Below are 21,519 nucleotides of genomic sequence, written 5' to 3'. Positions count from 1 at the left end.
CGCGCGAATCGTTGATCCAGATCAAACTGCGGCCCACGCCCGCATGCCATCTCTCGCCCCTGCCACCGGCCGTCGCGGCCGTGGGAACAAAGACGCAGGATCAGGCGAGTGTCCGTCACCGCAACCACAACAGGCGCGCCCTCCGCCGCTCCCTTCTCTCCGCTCGATCGCGCCCAGGCGCTTGCCAGCGTCCGGGCATCGGCCGACGGGCGAGAGGGGGTCGTACTGTCGGTGCCGGGCATCAAGTGCGGCGGCTGCGTCTCGAAGATCGAGCGGGCGCTGAACGCGCGCGACGACGTCGCCTCGGCCCGCGTCAACCTGACGCTGCGGCAGGCGAGCGTGACCTTCGCCGCGCCCGGCACCGATCCGCTGCCGCTGATCGAGGAACTCGCGTCGCTGGGCTTCCCGGCGGTCCCCGCCGACATCGGCGCCGGGCATGATGCGGACGACGACCCGACCGGGGGCAGGCTTCTTCGCGCGATGGCGGTGGCCGGGTTCGGGGCCATGAACATCATGCTCTATTCCGTGGGCGTCTGGTCGGGTGCCGGGGAAGCCACGCGGTCGACGTTCCACGTCGTCTCGGCGCTGATCGGCCTGCCCGTCGTCGCCTATTCCGGGCAGCCGTTCTTCCAGTCGGCCATCGCCGCGCTGCGGGCGGGGCGCACGAACATGGACGTGCCGATCTCGATCGGGGTGCTGCTGGCGGCGGCGCTGAGCCTGGGCGAGACGCTGCGCGGCGGCGAGCATGTCTTCTTCGACGCCGCCGTGTCGCTTCTGCTGTTCCTCCTCGCCGGGCGCTATCTCGACCACCTGATGCGCGAACGGGCGCGAAGCGCGGTCACGGGCCTTGCCCGGCTGTCGCCGCAGGGCGCGATGGTGCGCGGCGATGACGGCGCGCTGACCTACGTCGCGCTTCGGGACGTCGCGCCGGGCGCGATCCTGTCCATCGCGCCGGACGAACGGGTCCCGGTCGACGCCGAGATCGTCGAGGGCGCGACCGATCTCGACCGCAGCCTCGTCACGGGCGAGGCGGTGCCGGTCGCGGCCGGTCCCGGCGACACGCTCGAGGCGGGGACGCTGAACCTCACCGGAACGATCGCCGCGCGCGCCCTGCGGACGGCGGACGCGTCGTTCCTGTCGCAGATGATCCGCATGCAGGGCGCGGCCGAAACAGGACGCGGCCACTACGTGCGCGTCGCCGACCGCGCCGCGCGGCTTTATGCGCCAGTCGTGCACACGCTGGCGCTGGCGACCTTCGCGGGCTGGATGGCGGCGACGGGCGGCGACTGGCAGCGCTCGGCCTTCGTCGCGATCAGCGTGCTCATCATCACCTGCCCCTGCGCGCTGGGGCTCGCCGTGCCGGTCGCGCATGTCGTGGCGGCCGGGCGGCTGATGCGGATGGGCGTCCTGATGAAGGACGGCGCCGCGCTGGAGCGGCTGGCCGAGATCGACCGCGCCGTCTTCGACAAGACTGGCACGCTGACGACCGGCGTGCCCGCGGTCGGCGCCGTGCCGGACGATCCCGCGACCCGCGCCGCCGCGCTCGCGCTGGCGCTGCAGTCGCCGCACCCGGCGGCCCGCGCGATCGCGGCGCGGCTTCCCGGCCCGCCCGCGCCGGTCGAGGACGCGGTGGACCTGCCCGGCTTCGGGATCGAGGGCGTGGTGGACGGCCGCCGCGCGCGGATGGGGCGCGCGGACTGGGTCGGCGGCATCGCGGAGGTGCCGCCGGGCACCGCCAGCCCCGCCTTCGCCTTCCAGGGCGGGCGGGCGCTGTCCTTCGACCTCATCGAGACGCTGCGGCCCGGCGCCGGCGAGGCGGTCGCCGCCTTCGGGGCCGCTGGCATCCCCGTGGCCATGCTGTCGGGCGACATCGCCGCCCGCGCCGACCGGGTCGCCCGCGCCCTGGGGATCGCGGATGTCCTGCACGGCGCGACTCCGGCCGAGAAGATCGCGGTGCTGGAGACCATGCGCGCGGGCGGGCAGCGCCCGCTGATGGTGGGCGACGGCCTCAACGACGTGGCGGCGCTGGCCGCGGCGCACGTGTCCATGGCGCCCGCCAGCGCGTCGGATGCAAGCCGGACGGCGGCCGACTTCATCTTCCTGCGCGAGCGGCTGGACGCCGTGCCCGCGGCGTGGCGCGTGGCCCGCGACACCGCGCGGATCGTGCGCCAGAACCTCGCGCTTGCCGTGATCTACAACGCCATCGCGATCCCGCTGGCGGTGGCGGGCTGGGTCACGCCGCTGATCGCCGCGCTGGCGATGTCGGGGTCGTCGATCCTCGTCACCCTGAACGCCCTGCGCCTGAACCGCGCGGGCGCGCCGGCCCGCAAGCGGGCGCCGCGCCCGGAACCGGCGGAGGTCGCCGCATGACGACCCTCGTCTTTCTCATCCCCGTGACGCTCGGCATGGGGGCGGCGGGTCTCGCCGCCTTCTTCTGGAGCCTGCGGAACGGCCAGTACGACGACCTGACCGGCGACGCCGAGCGCATCCTGTTCGACGAGGACCGGCCGCGCCTGCCGAAGGGCGCGCCGTCCCCCGCCACAACCACCACCAAGGAGCCCACGCCATGATGTCGAAGCTGACGGTGCAGGAACGCACCGGCGCAATGATGATCTCCGCCCTCGTCGGGCTGTCCGGCCTGCTGATGGCGGCGGCCGGGCACAATGACGCGATGGGGGCCCACGGCTGGATCGTCATGGCCTTCGCGGCGGTCATGTTCTTCATCGTCGCCGGCAAGCTCGACATGCCCGAGCCGGCCGAGGACCGCGCCGCGTCCTACTATGACGACCCGACCCGCGTGGGCATCGTCATCGCGCTGGTCTGGGCCGTCGTAGGCATGTTCATGGGCGTCTGGGTCGCGGCGCAGCTCGCCTGGCCGGACCTGCGCTTCGACGCGGCCTGGTCGAGCTTCGGGCGCCTGCGCCCGGTCCACACGTCGGGCGTGATCTTCGGCTTCGGCGGCAACGCCCTGATCGCCACGTCCTTCCACATCATGCAGCGCACCAGCCGGGCGCGGATGCCCAACCAGGTCCTGCCGTGGTTCGTGCTGATGGGCTACAACCTGTTCTGCATCGTGGCCGCGAGCGGCTATGTGATGGGCGTCACCCAGTCCAAGGAATACGCCGAGCCGGAATGGTACGCCGACCTGTGGCTGGTGGTCGTCTGGGTCGCGTACTTCGTCCTCTACATCCGCACGCTGGCCCGCCGGAACGAGCCGCACATCTACGTGGCGAACTGGTACTATCTCGCCTTCATCCTCGTGGTGGCGGTGCTGCACATCGTCAACAACCTGGCAGTGCCCGCATCCTTCATGGGCGCGAAAAGCTATTCGGCCTTCGCGGGCGTCCAGGACGCGATGACGCAGTGGTGGTACGGCCACAACGCGGTCGCGTTCTTCCTGACCTCGGGCTTCCTCGGGATGCTCTACTACTTCCTGCCCAAGCGGGCGGAGCGGCCGATCTATTCCTACCGGCTGTCGATCCTGTCCTTCTGGGGGATCGTGTTCTTCTACATCTGGGCGGGCTCGCACCACCTGCACTACACCGCGCTGCCCCACTGGGTGCAGACACTGGGGATGACCTTCTCCGTCATGCTGCTGGTGCCGTCCTGGGCGTCGGCGGGGAACGCGCTGATGACGCTGAACGGCGCCTGGCACAAGGTCCGCGACGACGCCACGCTGCGCTTCATGATGGTGGCGGCGGTGTTCTACGGCCTCTCGACGTTCGAGGGATCGTTCATGGCGATCCGCCCCGTGAACGGGCTGTCGCACTACACCGACTGGACCGTCGGCCACGTCCACGCGGGCGCGATGGGGTGGGTCGCGCTGATCTCGTTCGGGTCGATCTACGCGCTGGCCCCGGTCCTGTGGCGGCGCGAGACGATGTATTCCTGGAAGGCGGTCGAATGGCACTTCTGGTTGGCCCTTGCCGGGACCGTCATCTACGTCTTCGCGATGTGGAACAGCGGCATCACCCAGGGGCTGATGTGGCGCACCTACACGGAATCCGGGACGCTCAGCTATTCCTTCGTCGACACGCTGGTGGCGATGCACCCGTACTACGTCGCTCGGGCGTTCGGGGGCCTTCTGTTCCTCATCGGCGCCGCGATCGGGTTCTGGAACGTCATCATGACGATCCGGCACGTGCCGCGCCGGGTGCCCGAACTCGACTATCCGACCTCCTCCGAAGCACTGGAGCCGGCCGTGCCGGCCGCGGAATGACGCCATGATGAGACTGATCCGAATCCTGCTCAGGCCGTTCTCGAAATTCTTCGAGTTCCATGCCCGCACCCACTACCGGGCCGAGCGCCATTCGATGGCGCTGACCATCGGCATCATCATCGCGGCCGGCGTCGGCGGCTTCGTCGAGATCGCGCCGCTGTTCACCATCGACGAGACGGTCGAGGCGGACCCGCACATGCGCGTCTACACCCCGCTCGAACAGGCGGGCCGCGACATCTACATCCGCGAGGGCTGCTATGCCTGCCACAGCCAGATGATCCGCACGCTGCGCGACGAGGTCGAGCGCTACGGCCCGTATTCGCTGGCGGTGGAATCGAAGTACGACCATCCCATGCTGTGGGGGTCCAAGCGCACCGGACCGGACCTCGCGCGGCTGGGCGACAAGTATTCCGACGACTGGCAGGTCCGCCACCTCGTGAACCCGCGCGACCTGGTGCCCGAGTCGGTGATGCCGCAATACGCGTTCCTGCTGGACCGGAGGCTTGAAACCGACAGCCTGCCCGGCCGGCTCGCCGCGCTGCGCGCCGTCGGCGTGCCCTATACCGACGAGATGATCGCAAGCGCGAGCGCGGACGCCGCGGGACAGGCCAATCCCCTGACCTCGGCCGCCGACGGCGTGACCGAGCGGTATGGCGACGCGACCGCCGTGCGGACCTTCGACGGGCGGCCCGACCGCGTCACCGAAATGGACGCGCTGGTCGCGTATCTTCAGATCCTGGGCAAGCTCACCGACCTGCCCGCGCAGATTCAACCCGTGGCCGAGGAGTAGCGAAATGGAGCTGTCGCACGAATGGTTCGTGGCGCTGGCGAAGTCCTTCGGGCTTTTCTGGCTGATCGGGTTGTCGATCGGGATCACGCTCTACGCCTTCTGGCCGTCGCTCGGCGGACGGTTCAGGAAGGCCGCCGACAGCATCCTCGACGACGAGGACGGCCCGGCGCCGGCACGCAAGGCGGAGGACGCGTCATGGCGGTGAGAAAGCGCGACCCGCTGACGGGGCACGAGACGACCGGCCACGAATGGGACGGCATCACCGAGCTGAACACGCGGGTGCCGCGCTCGATCTGGTTCTTCGTGTTCGTCACCCACCTGTGGGCGCTGATCCTGTGGTTCCTGCTGCCGACCTGGCCGCTGATCACGACCTACACCAAGGGCATCCTGGGCATCGACCAGCGCGACGAGGTGCAGGAAAGCATCGTCGTGGCGAACGCCGCCCGCGCCGACTGGACCGACCGCGTCGATGCCCTGCCGGTCGCGGACATCCTCGGGGACGGCGAACTGATGGCGCGCGTGACCAACACCGCCCACCAGCTGTTCGGCGACAACTGCGCCGGGTGCCACGGCACCGCGGCGACCGGCGGCCCGGGCTTCCCGAGCCTCGCCGACGACGACTGGCTCTGGGGCGGCGATCCCGACACGATGATGGAAACGCTGCGCGTGGGCGTGAACGCGGGCCATCCCGACACGCGCGTGTCGCAGATGCTGGCCTTCGGCCGCGACGGCATCCTGGGGCGCGAGGAGATCCGCACGGTCGTGGACTATGTCCGTTCGCTCTCGGGCGCCGCGATCCCCGCGGAACGGGCCGCCGCCGGGGCCGAGATCTACGCGGCGAACTGCGCGAGCTGCCACGGCGAGGACGGGCGCGGCAGCACCGAGCTCGGCGCGCCGAACCTGACCGACGACATCTGGATCTACGGCGGCGACGCGGCGTCGCTCTTCACCACCGTTCACGACGGCCGGCAGGGGTGGATGCCCACCTGGGAAGGGCGCCTGACCGAGACCGAGCGCAAGATCCTGACCGTCTATCTTCAGGACATCCAGCGAAAGGCGACGCAATGACCGCCCTGCCCCGCCCGCGCTTCTGGACCGGCCCGCGCCTGTTCGCCGCCGCAGCGACGGCCCTGGTCCTCGCGATCTTCGCCGGCGCGAACGCGCACCTGATCGCCGTGTCCTTCGCATCCAGACCCGACTGCGTCCTGCAACCTGCCACGAAAGGCGCCGCGGCCCATCGCGCGGCGAGCCCGTCATGCTGAGCGACCGCACGTACGAACCCGACGCCCCGCCGCCGCCCGACAACCCTTACGCGGCCGGCGCGATCCCGAAGGTCGTCCCGGCGCTGCCGCGCGAGAACCCGCGCGCCCGCGCCCTTCCCTGGCGCACTGCCTTCCACTGGCTGCGCGCCGGCTGGTCCGACACCTGGACGAACCCGGTCCCCAGCCTGGCCTACGGCCTGGCGGTGTCGCTGATCTCGATCGGGGTGGTCTGGGCGCTTCTCAGGTACGGCTACGACTACACCCTGTTCCCCGCCCTGGCCGGGTTCATGGTGATCGGCCCGCTGGTCGCCAACGGCCTTTACGAGAAAAGCCGCAGGCTGGAACTCGGCCAGCGCACGACCTTCACGCGGATGATCTTCCTCATGCCGCGGTCGGGCTACCAGGCGCTCTTCATGGGCGTGCTGCTGCTGGGGCTGTTCCTCCTGTGGATGCGCTCGGCCGTGCTGATCTGGGCGCTGTTCTTCGGGATCGTGCCGTTCCCCGGCGCCGACGAGATCGTGCCGATGCTGCTGTTCACGCCCACGGGCTGGGCGCTGCTGCTGGTGGGCGGGTCGGTCGGCGCGCTGTTCGCGGCGTTTTCCTTCGCGATCAGCGTGTTCGCCGTGCCGATGCTGCTGACGGAACGGACTGACGCGCTGTCGGCCCTGGGCATCAGCATGGCGATGGTGTGGAACAACCTGACCGTCATGCTGGCCTGGGGCGCGATCGTGCTGGCGCTGTTCCTGATCTCGATCGCGACCGGGTTCCTGGGCTTCGTCATCGTGTTCCCGGTGCTCGGCCACGCGACATGGCACGCCTATCGCGCGATCCGCGGCGAGGACCAGCAGGGCGGCGAGGCCGAGCGGATGTTCATCCGCCCGGCCTGACAATGCGGGGCCAGCTGACAACGCGGGGGCCCGGCCGGCCGGACCCCACGCCATCACAGCCGATAGGCGTCCCGGGCGAGATCAGCAGCCAGAAGCGGCGCCACCTCATGCGCCTCGTCCTCGTCCAGGCGGTGGCTCGTCACCAGCTCCGCAAGGAAGCCGCAATCGACCCGGCGGCTGACGTCATGGCGGGCGGGGATCGAACACAGCGCGCGGGTATCGTCGTTGAAGCCCGCCGTGTTCATGAACCCGGCCGTTTCGGTGACCGCCTGGCGGTAACGTCGGATGCCCTCGAAACTGTCGTGGAACCACCAGGGCGGGCCGAGACGCAGGCTGGGATAGACCCCTGCCAGCGGCGCCAACTCGCGGGCGTAGGTGCTTTCGTCGAGGGTGAACAGGATCAGCGTCAGCCGCGGGTCCATGCCGACCGCGTTCAGGAGCGGCCGCAGCGCCTCGGTGAAGCTGACCGGAAGGGGGATGTCGAAGCCGCGGTCGCGGCCGTAGGCGCGGAACACGGCGTCATTGTGACTGCGCGACGACCCGGCGTGAAGCTGCATCACCATCCCGTCCTCGGCCGACATGCGGGCGAGTTCTGTCAGCATCTGCGCGCGGAACAACTCGGCGTCGCCCGCCCCCGCTCGGCCGGCGCGCACGCGGCCGTAGAGCGCCGTCGCCTCTGCCTCGCCCAGATCCGCAGTGCGCGGGGTCGGATGCCCGTGGTCGGTCGCGGTCGCGCCCATCGAGCGGAAGAAGGCGCGCCGCTTCTGATGCGCCTCGAGATAGCCGTGCCAGCCGCCCGTGTCGCAGCCGGTCATCTCGCCCAGTCGGTCAAGATTGTCGCGGAACCCCAGGAAATCCGGGTCGACGATGGAGTCTGGCCGATAGGTGGGAACCACCCTGCCTGTCCAACCCGAATCCCGAGCCATCGCGTGCCAACGCAGATCGTCCAGCGCGCCGTCCGTGGTCGCGATCACCTCGATCCCGAAGCGTTCATACAGCGCCCGCGGACGGTAGCCCGGATCAGCCAACTTCTCGGCGATCGCGTCGTATTGCGCGTCGGCGTTCGCCGCGGTCAGCCGTTCGCGCAGCCCGAACACCTCGGACAGCGCATGGTCGACCCACAGCCGCGATGGCGTGCCGCGGAACAGGTGGTAGTGCGCCGCGAAGCGCCGCCAGATCGCGCGCGGATCGGTCTCGGCGTTCGCGCCGATCCCCAGCGCCTCGAACGGCACGCCCTGGCTGACCAGCATGCGCGTGACGTAGTGGTCGGGAATCACCAGCAGTTCGGCCGCGTTGGCAAAGGGTGTGTTATCGCCCCACCACTGCGGGTCGGTGTGCCCGTGCGGCGACACGATGGGCAGCCGGGCGATGGCGTCGTGAAGCGACCGGGCCACGGCGCGCGTGGCCGGATCGGCCGGGAACAGGCGGTCGGGATGCAGCATCGGCTTACCCCATCATCGCATCGGGCAGGAACATCACGATCTCGGGGAACAGGATCATGATGACGACGACCGCGAGGACGGCGATGAACAGCGGGATGCTTTCGATCGTGTAGTCCTTGTAGCTACATTTCAGGATGCCGCAGACGGTGAACATCGAGACGCCGACCGGCGGCGTCATGCCCCCGAAGGTGACCAGCGTCATCATCACCAGCCCGAAATGGACCGGATCGACTCCGGCCGCCGTGATGACCGGCACGAGGATCGGCGTCAGGAGCATGACGATCACCGTCGCCTCGACCAGCATCCCGAAGACCAGCAGAAAGCCCGAGATCGCGAACAGAAGCGCGGCCTTGCTGCTGAACAGGCCCAGCGTCAGTTCGGCAATGGTCTGGGGCACGCGCTCGAAAGTGATGACGTAGCCGAAGGCGCCAGACAGCAGGATGATCAGCATGATCATGCCGATGTCGCGCACGGACATCCGCAGCGCATCGACGAGGTCCACCCACTTCAGTTCCCGGTAGATGAGCATCCCGACGAAAAGCGCGTAGGCGACGGCGAAGGCGCCGGCCTCGGACGGGGTGAAGATGCCGAAGCGGATGCCCACGATCAGCCAGATGGGAAACAGGATAGCCCAGAAGCTCGCCTTAAAGGAGGTCCAGACCTCGGCCAGCGTGGGCAGGCGGTCGTTGATCGCCTGGTAGTCGCGCCGGCGCGACACCCAAGCAGTGGCGATCATCAGGGCGATGGTCAGCAGGATGCCGGGGACGATGCCGGCGATGAACAGCCTGCCGATCGAGACCTCGCCCAGGAAGCCGTAGAGGATCAGCCCCAGGCTGGGCGGGATAGTCGCGGTTATGAGGCCGCCGATCGACAGCACCGCGCCGGTGAAGCCGGGGGAATAACCCTGCCTGATCATCGGTTGGCCGAGGATGCGAGACTGCATCGCGGCGTCGGCCACCGCCGAGCCCGATATCCCGCCCATCAGCGCCGATAGCAGGATGCTGGTCTGGGCGATGCCGCCGCGCATCCAGCCCGCGAGCGTCGCGGCAAGGCTCAGCATCCGCGGCGTGATCCCCGATCCGTTCATCAGATGCCCCACCAGGATGAACAGCGGAACCGCCAGCAGCGGGAACGACTGGCTCGACGCGACAATCCGCTGCGCGGCGGTCACGTCGGGGACGATCGTGCCCGGCAGCAGGAAATAGACAACGCTCGAGATCCCGATGGCGAAGGCGACGGGCATGCCCACCGCCATCAGCCCGAGACCGAGCACGAGGATGATTGCGGAAATCACAGCGGATACTCCTGATCGGCGACTTCTGGTGCGATGGAGAAGAGCAGGCCTAGCCCGAAGAGCCGCCGCAGCAGGGACACGATCATCAGGACGCAACCCACTGGCAGCGCCAGCGTGACCCAGCCGTAGGACAGGCCCGACACCCCCATCTCGCGCGCCCAGTTCGAGCCGGCCAGAACCCCGCCGATCCAGCCCAGATACGCGAGGAACGCCAGCATCATGGACACCAGTACCAGATGCAGCACCCGCCGCGCCGCCGGCGAGAGCGCGTCAGGCAGCGCCGTGATGCGGATGTGATCGCCCCGCTGCATCACCAGCGCGGCGCCCAGGACCACGGTCCAGATCAGCAGGAGTTGTGCAATCTCGGGGGCCTCGGCGACCGGATGCCCGATCGCGCGCATGAGAGCCCCGACGAAAACGGCCAGCACGGTGCCTGCCAAGAACAGGATTGCCAGGATCTCGAGGATCCGGTCATAGATCTTCCACATCACCGCCTCGTTCTTGAAGACGGGCGGTGCGCGGCAGCCGCGCACCGCCCGGGGGGGGGTCATCAGGGCCTGGACGCCTCGATCGCTGGGCGAAGCGCCTCGCGCGCCTCGGCGAGGCCCAGTTCCGCGTAGACGGGCTCGGTCAGGGCCTTGAACGCCTCGCGGTCGATCTCGGTTACGGTGACGCCCGCGGCCTTCATCTCCTCCAGCACCTCGGCCCCGCGCGCCACGGTCGCGGTCGACGCCTCGTCCCCGGCCCGCGCCAGTTCCTCGACAACGATCGCCCGCTGGTCCTCGGGCAGCGACTTGAACCAACTTTCCGACGTCGCAAGCCCGGTTACCAGCTCGACATGCCCCGTCAGAGCGAGGTTCTTGGTCACCTCGTGCAGCTTGATCCCGTAGGCGCCGGTCAGCTGCGCCTCTGCCCCGTCGATCGCGCCCAGCTGCAAAGCCGAATAGACTTCGGACCACGGCATCGGCACCGCGGTCGCGCCCATCGCGTTCACCGTGGCGATCCAGCCGGGGGCGTCGATCGTGCGTACGCGGACATTTGCCAGGTTCTCCGGCCCGGTCACGGGTCCGGTGGTGAACATCTGCCGGGTGCCCTGGAACCAGTTGTAGTTCAGAAGGCGGATGCCCGACGATTGCGCCAAATCCTCGACCCACTGCTTGTAAGGCTCGGATTCCGCGATGGCCGCGTACTGCCGGTAATCGTCCACCAGGTAGGGCGCCGAGAGGATCCCCAGTTCCTTCTTGAAGCTGGCGAGGCGGCCGGCGTCCACCAGAACCGCGATGGCTGCGCCGTTGCGGATCTGTTCCAGAACGTCGTTGTCCGAACCCAGCTGGGAGGACGGATAGACGGTCACGTCGATCTCGCCGCCGGTGCGTTCCTCGATCCGGGTCGCGGCGGCCTCCATCGCGATGACCAGCGGGTCCTGCGCCACCTGCGACGATGACAGCGCAAGCTTGACCTGCGCGATGGCGCCGGTCGAAGCCGTGGCAAGCAACGCCGCGGCGAGGCTCAGTGTCTTGACGTTCAGCATGGATCTCCTCCTTCGTTTTGTTGTGGACCGGCCATCTCCCACAGGCCGGTGCGTGCGCCTTCGGTCACGAAGAGCACGACATGATAAAGCAGCCGCGTCAGCGCCATGGGCTGCAGCACCCGGCCGGACAGGTCGAGCTGGTTGCAGGCGAGCGAATCCGCGGTGAAGTACCTGCTTGCGATCAGCGACATGAGGTCATGCGCCCGTTCGGCGGCATAGGCGTCTCGCGCCTCGTGAAGCACGGCGAAGGCCTTGCCCGCCTCGGTCTGCGGCCACAGCAGGAAAGTCGGGACGGCGCGCCGGTCCGCCAGATCGAACGCGTCGAACGCGGCGCCGCGCATCGGCCCCTCGTGGCAGAACCCGTGCCGCAGGGCGAAGTCCATCATCCTGTCGGCGGACACCAGCCGGCTGCTGTCGCCCGACAGCCGTGCGTGGCGATAAAGCAGCCAGGCCCACTCGCACTGGTGCCCGATCTCGCGCAGGCTGCCTGCGGGGCCAGCGACAGGCGAGAGGTCGGGCGCGCGGAACTCCGCGACGGTCCCGGTCGGGGCGTCCAGGAAATGCCGCAGCCCCAGGTCGGCCAGTTCAGCCGCGCGGAGCAGCCAGCGCGGGTCGCCGGTCATCTCGTGAGCCTGCAGCGCGGCTTCGAACATGTGCATGTGCGGGTTCTGCGCGCGCATCGGCGCATCGGCTGCCGCGGGATCGCGCACCGCGTCATCTTCCAGCAGCAGCCCGGTCACCGGGTCGGTCAGCCGAAACTGAACGGTCCCCCACGCGGCATCGAGCCGGGCGTGGACATCCGCCCGCCCGGTCAGCCGGGCATACGTGGCGAGCGCCAGCACCACGAACGACATGTCATAGCTGCGCGTGACCCGATCTTCAGGATTGCCGGTGGGACGTCCCTCGCGCGTGACTGCACGGACATACCCGCCGTTCACGGGATCATGCAGGGCGGCTGCCATGAAGTCGTGCGCGTGCTCCGCGGCATCCACGAACTCCGAGCGGTGCGTGACCAATGCCAGATGCGCAAGCGTGAACAATGCCCGGGCCTGTGCCAGCGTGGTCTTGGGCGCCTCAGCCAGGGGAATGCCCTCGCTGTCGAGCGCATCGAAGAAGCCGCCCTGCCGCGCATCCGCCGCGCGCCCGATCCAGCGGGGCATCAGGTCGTGGACGAAGGCGGCTGGCCATGCCGACGCGGCAACCCCCATGTCCTGCGCCCGCACGTCCACCTCTCAGCCCTCGGCCCTGTCGCGGTCGTCGAGCGTCCGCGCGGTCCCGCCACGGGACAAGCGAACCCCCGGCACCATGCCTGGAACGATCCGACGTCGGCCCGGCCAAGACAGCTGCAAGCCATGGCCCGCACCCCGCTCGAAAATCTGCATCGACTGCGCCATGACGTGAATCTCCCTCCGGAATATGGCTACGTGTCTTCTTCCATACTAGTCAATAATTATCTGGGAAGACGTATTGTTTTGATCAGCCCGCATGATGGCGCACATAAAGCACCATGCTTAACATCCGCTCCCCGGACACCATCTCAGCCTTTACTCCCATACAAGTATGTGGTTGAACCGACGCGGGGAGAGGGCATCATGACGGCTTCGATCAGCATCGACTTCGCGCAGGCGACCGCACCGCAGGTTTATGACTGGCTGCGGGCCGCGATCCTGAGCTGCGAGCTGCCGCCCGGTGCGAGGCTTAGTGAAACCGAGATCGGCAACCGCATAGGCGTTAGCCGCCAACCCGTGCGCGAAGCTTTCATTCGGCTGGCAAGCGAAGGGCTGGCAGAGGTCAGGCCGCAGCGCGGCACCTATGTCAGTGGCATCTCGACTTCGGCCGTTCTATCGGCGCGGCTGATTCGCGAGGCGGTCGAAAGCGACCTAGTCCGCATGCTCGCCCCGCTTGCCGACGACGCCCTGCTGCAAAGGCTCGACGCCGAGATCGACCAACAGCGGACAGCTATCGACCGGCACGACGTTCCGACCTTCGTGACGCTCGACGACCGTTTCCACCGCCTGCTCGCCGAATTGGCCGGGCACGAGGCGGTCTGGCTGGTGCTCGACGGCCTCAAGTCGCAGATGAACCGCGTGCGCCACATCACTGCCCGCACGTTCGACATCAGCAGACTGATCGGGCAGCACGAGGCGATCATCGCCGGTCTTCGCGCGCACGATCCCGCGCAGGCCGAACAGGCGATGCGCCTGCACCTGCGCGAACTGCTCAACGACCTGCCCGAGATCGAGCGCAGCCGACCCGAAATTTTCCTGCCCTAGTCCCCATCAATCGGAGGAGGAAACCGATGCTCAAGATGAACCGCCGCCAATTTGCCGTGCTTGCAGGGGCCGCCGTGCTGACCGCGCCTTCCATCAACAAGGCCCATGCTGCCGAGGTGACGCTGAAGCTCGGGCATCTCGCGAACGAACAGAACAGTTGGCACAAGGCCTCGCTGAAGTTCGCCGAAGACGTCGCGGCCCTGACCCAGGGACGTGTCGAGGTCCAGGTCTTCCCGAACGACTCGCTGGGACGCGAGATGGACCTGATCAACGGAATGCAGCTCGGCACTGTCGAGATGACGATCACCGGCGAGAGCCTGCAAAACTGGGCACCGATGGCCGCGTTGCTGGCGCTGCCCTACGCCTACAAGTCGCTCGAGCAGATGGACGCGGTCGCGAGCGGCGACATCGGCAAGCAGATCGAGGCGCAGATTCTCGAGCGTGCCCAGATCCGCCCGCTCGCCTACTTCGCGCGCGGCCCGCGCAACCTGACGGCCAACCGGGCGATCACCACCCCGGCCGAACTGAACCGGCTGCGGCTGCGGGTGCCCAACGTGCCGCTGTTCGTGGACACCTGGACGGCCCTTGGCGCGCAGCCGACGCCGATGGCCTTCTCCGAGGTGTTCACCTCGCTGCAGAACGGCACCATCGAAGGGCAGGAAAACCCGCTGGCGCTGATCCAGTCCGCCTCGCTGAACGAGGTGCAGAGCCATGTGAACCGGACCGAGCATGTGCGGTCCTGGATCTACCTGACCATCGCCGAGCAGGTTTGGCAGCGCCTTTCCGAAGAGGATCGCGGCCATGTCCAGGAGGCTGCCCGGCGCGCGCAGGAAATCGAGCGCCAGCAGTTCCTGCAGGACGAGGATGCCATCCGCGTCGACCTGGAAACCAAGGGCATGACCTTCGTCGATGTGGACCAGCAGGCCTTCGCCGACGGCTCGCGAGAGGCGGTGATCGACAGTGTCGATCCGGAGCTGCGACCGATCGTCGAAGGCCTGTTCAGCAACTGACCGAACGCACCGCGGCGCGCTCGGTGCGCGCTGCGGCCGCCGACCTGGGGAGGGAACGAAACGCATGACAAGCCTGGCATCGTTGCAGCGGGGCCTTGCCGCGATCTGCCGCGTCGCGATCGGAAGCGCGTTCTTCGCCCTGATCGTAGTGGTCAGCCTGCAGATTTTCACCCGAACCTTCGTCCTGCCGTCGCCCGTCTGGACCGAGGAACTGTCGCGCTACCTGTTGCTTTACATGGTGGCCTTCGGCGCCGGCCTGTCGCTGACGACGGGCGAACTGGTCAACGTGGACCTGTTACAGGAATCCCTGTCTGACAGCCGGGCGTGGTGGATGCGCCTGGTTGCGGCGGTCTGCACAGCCGCGATGGGGGCGGTGATGATCCTGCCCGCATGGAAGTTCACCGTGATCGGCGCAATGCAGCGCTCGCCCGGCCTGCGCTGGCCGATGAACATTGTCCACGCCTCGATCCTGGTGCTGTCGGTCCTTCTTTTCCTGTTCGCCCTGCTGCGCGTCATCGGGATGATCGCCGGCACCGATGACGGGCGCCCTGCCCCGGCCGAGGAAGCCTGATCGCATGGATCTCATTTTTCTTCTCGCCACGTTCGTCGTGACGCTGGCGCTCGGCGTCCCGGTCGCCGTCTGCCTAGGCCTGTCGTCGCTGGCCTACATCCTGTCCGCCGGCCTGCCGGTCGTCATCATCCCGCAGCGGATGTTCGCGGGAATGGACGTCTTCGTGCTGCTGTGCATCCCCGGCTTCATCCTCGCCGGCAACCTGATGAACTTCGGCGGCATCACCGAGCGCATCATCCGCCTGGCCAACGCGCTTGTGGGCTGGATGCGTGGCGGCCTTGCCATGGCGAACGTTGCGGATTCGATGATGTTCGGCGGCGTGTCAGGAACGGCCGTGGCCGACGTCGCGGCGACCGGCAGCGTGATGATCCCCGGCATGAAGCGGTCGGGCTATCCCGGCGACTTCGCCGCGGCGATCACCGCCGCCTCGTCAACCGTGGGGCCGATGATTCCGCCCAGCGTGCCGATGATCATCGTGGGCGCGCTGTCGGGCATCTCGGTCGGCAAGCTTTTCCTTGCGGGCGCGGTGCCGGGCGTCCTGATGGGACTTGCCATGGCGATCACCTGCTACATCATCGCCCTGCGCCGGAACTATCCGCGGCAGGAATGGAAGGGCATCGGCGAGTTGATCGCAGCCTTCCTGTCGGCCTTCTGGGCGCTGGCCATGACCGGACTCATCATCGGCGGGCTGCTGACCGGCATCGCCACCCCGACCGAGACCGCGATCGTCGCCTGCCTCTACGCCTTCATCGTCGGCGCCTTCATCTATCGGGAGCTGCCCGTCCGGGCCGTCCCGCGCATCATCGTGAACAGCGCCGTCAGCTCGGCCGGCATCCTCGCGCTGGTCGGCTTTGCCAACGTCTTCGGGTCGATCCTCGCCTCGGAGCGGATCCCCCAGATGCTGGTCAGCGGCGTCCTGTCGCTCAGCGACAACCCAATCGTCGTGATCCTGCTGATCAACCTGCTGCTGCTGGTCGTTGGCATGTTCATGGAAACCATCGCCGCCCTCATCATCCTGTTCGTGCCGCTGCTGGGCCTGGCCACCAGCGTGGGCATCGACCCGCTACACTTCGCGACCTTCGCGGTGCTGAACCTGATGATTGGCCTGACCACGCCGCCCATCGGGGTCTGCCTGTTCGTGGCCTGCAACATCGCCCGCGAGCCCCTGGCAAAGGTGGTGGTCGCGGTCATCCCGTTCCTGATCTCAAACCTGATCGTGCTGCTGCTGGTGTCCTACTACCCGCCCTTCGCGACCTGGCTGCCGAACACGCTGATGGGAAACTGAGATGAGTTACGATATCGCCTGCCGCCTGCACGCCGCCCGCGACCTGCGCGTCGAGCCGCTGGCCGACCCCGATGCCGATTCCGCCGCGGGCGCGGCACTGATCCGCATCGCGCGGGGCGGGATCTGCGGGTCGGACCTGCACTACTACCAGGACGGCGGCTTCGGCCCGGTCCGGGTGCGCGAGCCGATCATCCTCGGCCACGAGGCGGCGGGAATCGTCGAGGCGGCGCCCGAGGGCTCGGGCCTCGCGCCGGGGCAGCTGGTGGCGCTGTCGCCCTCGCGTCCGTGCGGGACTTGCGAATACTGCCGCGCGGGGCTGGAACGGCACTGCCTGTCCATGCGCTTCAACGGGTCAGCCATGCGGCTGCCGCACGAGGACGGGTTCTTCCGCAGCCGCCTGTATCACCCCGTCGCGCAGTGCATCCCCGTTGCTGCAGGTGCCGGCGCGTCCGATGCGGCGGGGGCCGAGCCGCTCGCGGTCTGCCTGCATGCGCTGGGAAGGGCGCCGGACCTCGCGGGCCGGCGGGTGCTGGTGACTGGGGCCGGGCCGATTGGCGCCATCTGCACCGCGCTCGCACGGCTGCGCGGCGCGACCGAGATCGTGGTGACGGACGTGCAGGACTTCACGCTGGACATCGCCCGCCGCATGGGCGCCGACCGCAGCGTGAACGTGGCCGCAGAGCCCGACGGGCTCGCGGACTACACGGGCGGCAAGGGGCGCATCGACGTGGTGCTGGAATGCTCGGCCAATCCGCACGCCATCGCCCAGGCGATCACCGTCACCCGGCCGCAGGGGACCATCGTCCAGATCGGCGTGGGCGGCATCCTCCCCTTGCCGCTGAACCTGATCGTCGGCAAGGAACTGCATCTCGTCGGAACCCACCGCTTCGACGCGGAATTCGGCGAAGCCGTCCGCATGATCGGCGCGGGCGAGATCGACCTGTCCCCCATGGTGACGCAGGTCCTGCCGGCGGCCGAGGCGCAGCGCGCCTTCGACCTCGCGGGCGACCGGGCAAGGTCGGTCAAGGTGCAACTCGATTTCCGCGCCTGAGCCATGGCCGTGGCCAGAGAGATCGGGGACCCGCGTCGCCAGCACAGGCAACGCGCCCCGCGGATGTCCTGCCAGAACGCCGCCACTGGCGGCCGGGCGGGCGGCACCCGCCGCCGCATCAACGACATCGGGGACCTCTGTCCCGACTGCCTGTGGTCGAGGGACCATGGCAATGCAGCTTGAAGGATAAGGAAAGCTCAATGCGACACACGTGGCGCTGGTTTGGTCCGAAGGATCGGGTGTCGATCGACGACATGCTGCAGGCGGGCGTCCAGGGCGTGGTCACCGCCCTGCACCATGTCCCGACCGGCACGGTCTGGACGCCCGAGGAGATCGAGAAGCGGCAGGGTGAACTTGCGGTGATGCGCGACGGCAGCCCCTCTGGCCTCGGGTGGGAGGTGATCGAAAGCCTTCCGGTCAGCGAGGCGATCAAGACCCAGACCGGCGACTGGCGCGCGCACATTGCAAACTGGATTACCTCGATGCGGAACCTGCGCAAAGCCGGGATCGAGGTGCTGTGCTACAACTTCATGCCGGTCCTCGACTGGACCCGCACCGACCTGGCCTGGCGCCGCCCGAACGGCGCGCGCTGCATGCGCTTCGACTTCATCGACTTCGCGGCCTTCGACGTCCACATCCTGCAGCGCAAGGGCGCGGCCGAGGACTTTCCCGAGGCGGTCCGCGAGGAAGCTGCCCGCCGCTTCGCCGACATGGATGACGCCCGCCGCGAGCAGCTGGCCGGGAACGTGGTCTTCGGCCTGCCCGGCGCGGCCGAGAGCTTCAGCCTTCAGGACGTGCGCAACCTGCTGGAAAGCTACGCGCCGGTGACCGACCAGGTGCTGCGACGGAACTTCAACGACTTCCTCGAACAGGTGGCCCCGGTCGCGCAGGACATCGGGATGCGGCTCTGCTGCCACCCGGACGACCCGCCCTTCGGCCTGCTGGGCCTGCCCCGCGTCATGTCCACCGAATCCGACTACGTCGAGCGCATGGCCGCGGTGGACCTGCCCGCGAACGGCATCACGCTGTGTTCCGGCTCGCTGGGGGCGCGGCCGGACAACGACCTGCCGGGCATGATGGACCGGCTGGGCAGGCGCGTGCATTTCCTGCACCTGCGCAACGTCCGCCGCGACAGCAACGCCATCCGGGGCTCGTTCTTCGAGGACGAGCACCTGGGCGGCCAGACGGACATGGTGGCGCTGGTGGCGGCGATCCTGCGCGAGGAGGGCCGGCGCCGCGATGCCGGACGTGCCGATGCGGTCATCCCCATGCGCCCCGACCACGGGCAGGACATCCTCGACGACATCGGTCGCGGCGGCCAGCCGGGCTACCCGGCGATCGGTCGGCTCAAGGGTTTGGCCGAATTGCGCGGGGTCGAGATGGCGCTGAGCCACGGGGCCATGGCATGAACCCGCGCCTGACCGGCCTTTCCGACCTGCCGCCCGGTGTCGCGCGGCCCGGCTATGAGCCGGCGGCGCACGGCGCGGGCATCGTGCACCTGGGACTCGGCGCCTTCCATCGCGCCCACCAGGCCGTCTTCACGGACGATGCGCTGGCGGCCGAGGGCGGCGACTGGCGCATCATCGGCGCCAACCTGCGCAGCCGCGACATCCCGGATGCGCTGAACGCGCAGGACGGGCTTTACACCGTGCTGGAGCGGTCGGAACAGGACCGCGCCCGCGTCATCGCCGCCCACGCCAGCGCCATCGGCGGCGACGCGGACGCGATCCTGCGCGCGGCCTGCGACCCGGCCATCAAGATCCTGTCGCTGACGGTCTCGGAAAAGGCCTACGGCATCGACCGGGCGGCGATGGACGCCGACGAAGGCCACGCCGCAGTCGCGCACGATCTTTACGACCCGCGGCGACCGCAAGGCGTGCTGGGGATCGTCACCGCGGCGCTTTCGGCCCGGCGGCAGGCGGGGGCAGCACCGTTAACCGTGCTCTGCTGCGACAACCTGCCCGACAATGGCGCGCTTCTGCGCGCGGGCGTGCTGGGCTTCGCCCGCCGCACCGATGCCGACCTTGCCCGCTGGATCGAGGGGGAAGTCGCCTTCCCGGCGACGATGGTGGACCGCATCACCCCCGCCGTGACCGACAAGACGCTGGCCGATGTCGAGGCGCTGACCGGCCACCGCGACCTCGCTTGCATCGAGACCGAGCCCTTCACTCAGTGGGTGATAGAGGATCATTTCCCGCAGGGCCGCCCGGCATGGGAGGCGGGCGGCGCGCAGTTCGTTTCCGACGTGCGCGCGAACGAGGCGATGAAGCTCAGGATGCTGAACGGCAGCCACTCGCTGATCGCCTATGCCGGGCAGATGCTCGGACTGCCCTTTGTGCGCGATGCGGTGGCCGACCCCGATCTTGCGCCGCTGGTCCGCCGCCACATGCGCGCGGCCGCCGCAACCCTGCCGCAGGGCGCGGGCCTGGACCCCGGCAGCTACGCCGAGGCGCTGATGGTCCGCTTCGCCAACCCTGCCATTGCCCATCAGACCCGCCAGATTGCCACGGACGGGACCGAGAAGCTGCCGCAGCGCTGGTTCGCGCCCGCCGCCGAGGTGCTGGCGGCGGGCGGTGACGCGCGGCCCTTCGCCTTCGCCACGGCGATCTGGCTGGCATGGATCGCGCAGCTTGCCGCGGACGGTCGGGCGCCCGATGATCCGCGGGGGCCGGCGCTCCTGGACCTCGCCCGCCGGGCAGGCGGCGATGACGCGGTGCTGGCCCGGTCCGTGCTTGCGCTGCCGGGGCTGGCGTCCTACGCCGTGACCGGCAATCCTGCCTTCGCCGAGACGGTGCAGACAATGCTGACCCGCATCCGCCACGACGGCCTGCGCGCCGTGATGAAGGCGTCGCCGGCGCCATGACCGGCCAGCTGATCCTTTCCATCGGCGAGGCGATGGTTGAACTGTCCGAGGCCGGGCAGCCCGGCCACTGGCGGCTGGGCATCGCCGGCGACACGCTGAACACGGCCTGGTACCTGCGCCGCCTGCTGACCGCCGACTGGCGCGTGTCCTACTGCAGCCGGGTGGGCCAAGGCGAGTTCTCGCAGAAGATGCTCGACTTCCTGGCCGCCGAGGGGATCGGGGCGGACCACGTGACCCGCGATCCCCGGCGCGAGATCGCGCTTTACGCGATCTCGCTTAAGGACGGCGAGCGCAGCTTCAGCTACTGGCGCGACACGTCGGCGGCCAAGGGGCTGGCGGACGATCCGCGGGCGCTGGCGGCGGCGCTGGACGGCGTGCGCATCGCCTATTTCTCCGGCATCACGCTCGCCATCCTGCCCGAGCCGGGCCGCGCGCTGCTGATCGAGGCGCTGGCGGCCGCGCGCGCCGCCGGCACGCAGGTCGTGTTCGACCCCAACCTCAGGCCAAAACTCTGGTCCGACGGCCGCACCATGCGCCGCGACATCGAGGCGGCGGCCGGCATCGCCGACCTCGTGCTGCCCAGCTTCGACGACGAGCGCGAGCATTTCGGTGACGCCGATCCGCAAGCGACGGTGGAACGCTACCTCGCCCGCGGCGCGGGTCAGGTGGTGGTCAAGGCCGGCGGCGACGCGATCCGGCATGGCGGGCGCGAGGGCTGGGGGCTGGTCGACGGGCTCACCCGCGAGCGGCCCGTGGACACCACCGCCGCCGGCGACAGCTTCAACGCGGGCTATCTCGCGGCGCGGCTCGCGGAGAAGGACATCGGGGCGGCCATCCGGGAGGCGCACGAGCTGAGCCGCCGCGTCATCCGCCATCGCGGCGCGCTGGTGCGCGAGGCACTGGCGCGGGACTGATCCGGGGCGGTCGGCGCCGTGACTGTCGGCCGGGAGTTTGCTCCGGGTTGGGCATCGGCGCGACGACGCAACCTTTGCCGATCCTTACTTGAGCTGGCTCCGGTCAGGCCCGGGTTCGTGCGACGCG

21 protein-coding genes are annotated in these 21,519 nt (G+C 69.0%); 16 read left to right on the top strand and 5 right to left on the bottom strand.

Annotated elements, in window-relative coordinates; genetic code table 11:
• The first annotated feature begins 108 nt into the window (after positions 1-108).
• The 8 genes from ELI80_RS01750 to ELI80_RS01715 are packed head-to-tail and all read left to right on the top strand — an operon-like array spanning position 109 to position 7,158.
• Entirely contained in the window at positions 109-2,370 is a 2,262-nt protein-coding gene (locus ELI80_RS01750; protein ID WP_136649269.1) for a heavy metal translocating P-type ATPase, read from the top strand.
• A complete protein-coding gene (gene ccoS / locus ELI80_RS01745) occupies positions 2,367-2,570 on the top strand; it encodes a cbb3-type cytochrome oxidase assembly protein CcoS (RefSeq protein WP_136649268.1) in 204 nt (67 codons plus the stop codon). Before ELI80_RS01750 ends, ccoS begins: the two co-directional genes overlap by 4 nt.
• On the top strand, positions 2,567-4,219 hold the full coding sequence (ccoN, locus tag ELI80_RS01740) for a cytochrome-c oxidase, cbb3-type subunit I (protein WP_136649267.1): 1,653 nt from the start codon (positions 2,567-2,569) through the stop codon (positions 4,217-4,219). Before ccoS ends, ccoN begins: the two co-directional genes overlap by 4 nt.
• A 7-nt stretch (positions 4,220-4,226) precedes the next feature.
• Positions 4,227-5,009, top strand: coding sequence for a cytochrome-c oxidase, cbb3-type subunit II (gene ccoO, locus ELI80_RS01735; RefSeq protein ID WP_136649266.1), 783 nt, complete (start codon positions 4,227-4,229; stop codon positions 5,007-5,009).
• A 4-nt stretch (positions 5,010-5,013) separates the two neighbouring features.
• Positions 5,014-5,214, top strand: coding sequence for a cbb3-type cytochrome c oxidase subunit 3 (locus ELI80_RS01730; RefSeq protein WP_136649265.1), 201 nt, complete (start codon positions 5,014-5,016; stop codon positions 5,212-5,214).
• Positions 5,205-6,077, top strand: coding sequence for a cytochrome-c oxidase, cbb3-type subunit III (ccoP, locus tag ELI80_RS01725; protein ID WP_136649264.1), 873 nt, complete (start codon positions 5,205-5,207; stop codon positions 6,075-6,077). The genes ELI80_RS01730 and ccoP overlap by 10 nt, the downstream gene beginning before the upstream one ends.
• Positions 6,074-6,271 carry a hypothetical protein gene (locus tag ELI80_RS01720; protein WP_136649263.1) on the top strand — a complete coding sequence of 66 codons (198 nt, stop codon included), beginning with the start codon at positions 6,074-6,076 and terminating at the stop codon, positions 6,269-6,271. The genes ccoP and ELI80_RS01720 overlap by 4 nt, the downstream gene beginning before the upstream one ends.
• A complete protein-coding gene (locus ELI80_RS01715; protein WP_136649262.1) occupies positions 6,265-7,158 on the top strand; it encodes a DUF2189 domain-containing protein in 894 nt (297 codons plus the stop codon). Before ELI80_RS01720 ends, ELI80_RS01715 begins: the two co-directional genes overlap by 7 nt.
• A gap of 53 nt (positions 7,159-7,211) precedes the next feature.
• Here ELI80_RS01715 and uxaC read toward each other — a convergent pair whose 3' ends face one another.
• The 5 genes from uxaC to ELI80_RS01690 are packed head-to-tail and all read right to left on the bottom strand — an operon-like array spanning position 7,212 to position 12,654.
• A complete protein-coding gene (uxaC, locus tag ELI80_RS01710) occupies positions 7,212-8,600 on the bottom strand; it encodes a glucuronate isomerase (RefSeq protein WP_136649261.1) in 1,389 nt (462 codons plus the stop codon).
• Positions 8,601-8,604: 4 nt separating this feature from the next.
• Positions 8,605-9,894, bottom strand: a complete 1,290-nt coding sequence (locus ELI80_RS01705; protein WP_136649260.1) for a TRAP transporter large permease — start codon at positions 9,892-9,894, stop codon at positions 8,605-8,607.
• Entirely contained in the window at positions 9,891-10,445 is a 555-nt protein-coding gene (locus ELI80_RS01700; RefSeq protein ID WP_201740516.1) for a TRAP transporter small permease, read from the bottom strand. The genes ELI80_RS01705 and ELI80_RS01700 overlap by 4 nt, the downstream gene beginning before the upstream one ends.
• Positions 10,445-11,425: a C4-dicarboxylate TRAP transporter substrate-binding protein gene (locus tag ELI80_RS01695; protein ID WP_201740515.1), complete on the bottom strand. Its 981-nt coding sequence runs from the start codon at positions 11,423-11,425 to the stop codon at positions 10,445-10,447. The genes ELI80_RS01700 and ELI80_RS01695 overlap by 1 nt, the downstream gene beginning before the upstream one ends.
• The gene (locus ELI80_RS01690) at positions 11,419-12,654 is read right to left on the bottom strand and encodes an AGE family epimerase/isomerase (protein WP_136649259.1); all 1,236 of its coding nucleotides are present in this window, start codon (positions 12,652-12,654) and stop codon (positions 11,419-11,421) included. Before ELI80_RS01690 ends, ELI80_RS01695 begins: the two co-directional genes overlap by 7 nt.
• Positions 12,655-13,017: 363 nt before the next feature.
• Between ELI80_RS01690 and ELI80_RS01685 the strand changes: the two genes are divergently transcribed.
• From ELI80_RS01685 to ELI80_RS01650, 8 genes are all read left to right on the top strand, one after another.
• Positions 13,018-13,698: a GntR family transcriptional regulator gene (locus ELI80_RS01685; RefSeq protein WP_136649258.1), complete on the top strand. Its 681-nt coding sequence runs from the start codon at positions 13,018-13,020 to the stop codon at positions 13,696-13,698.
• Positions 13,699-13,724: 26 nt separating this feature from the next.
• Positions 13,725-14,708 (top strand): TRAP transporter substrate-binding protein, encoded by a 984-nt coding sequence (locus ELI80_RS01680; RefSeq protein ID WP_201740514.1) that lies wholly within the window; start codon positions 13,725-13,727, stop codon positions 14,706-14,708.
• Positions 14,709-14,772: 64 nt separating this feature from the next.
• Positions 14,773-15,279, top strand: a complete 507-nt coding sequence (locus ELI80_RS01675; RefSeq protein WP_136649257.1) for a TRAP transporter small permease — start codon at positions 14,773-14,775, stop codon at positions 15,277-15,279.
• A gap of 4 nt (positions 15,280-15,283) precedes the next feature.
• Entirely contained in the window at positions 15,284-16,564 is a 1,281-nt protein-coding gene (locus ELI80_RS01670; RefSeq protein WP_136649256.1) for a TRAP transporter large permease, read from the top strand.
• Position 16,565: 1 nt separating this feature from the next.
• Positions 16,566-17,615, top strand: a complete 1,050-nt coding sequence (locus tag ELI80_RS01665; protein ID WP_136649255.1) for an L-idonate 5-dehydrogenase — start codon at positions 16,566-16,568, stop codon at positions 17,613-17,615.
• Positions 17,616-17,815: 200 nt separating this feature from the next.
• The gene (uxuA, locus tag ELI80_RS01660) at positions 17,816-19,024 is read left to right on the top strand and encodes a mannonate dehydratase (RefSeq protein WP_136649254.1); all 1,209 of its coding nucleotides are present in this window, start codon (positions 17,816-17,818) and stop codon (positions 19,022-19,024) included.
• Positions 19,021-20,478 (top strand): mannitol dehydrogenase family protein, encoded by a 1,458-nt coding sequence (locus ELI80_RS01655; protein WP_136649253.1) that lies wholly within the window; start codon positions 19,021-19,023, stop codon positions 20,476-20,478. Before uxuA ends, ELI80_RS01655 begins: the two co-directional genes overlap by 4 nt.
• Positions 20,475-21,392 carry a sugar kinase gene (locus ELI80_RS01650; protein ID WP_136649252.1) on the top strand — a complete coding sequence of 306 codons (918 nt, stop codon included), beginning with the start codon at positions 20,475-20,477 and terminating at the stop codon, positions 21,390-21,392. Before ELI80_RS01655 ends, ELI80_RS01650 begins: the two co-directional genes overlap by 4 nt.
• Positions 21,393-21,519 lie beyond the last annotated feature (127 nt).

It is taken from the genome of Paracoccus aeridis, assembly GCF_004923205.2.
GTDB lineage: Bacteria > Pseudomonadota > Alphaproteobacteria > Rhodobacterales > Rhodobacteraceae > Paracoccus > Paracoccus aeridis.
This window is presented reverse-complemented; position numbering and strand designations above follow the sequence as displayed.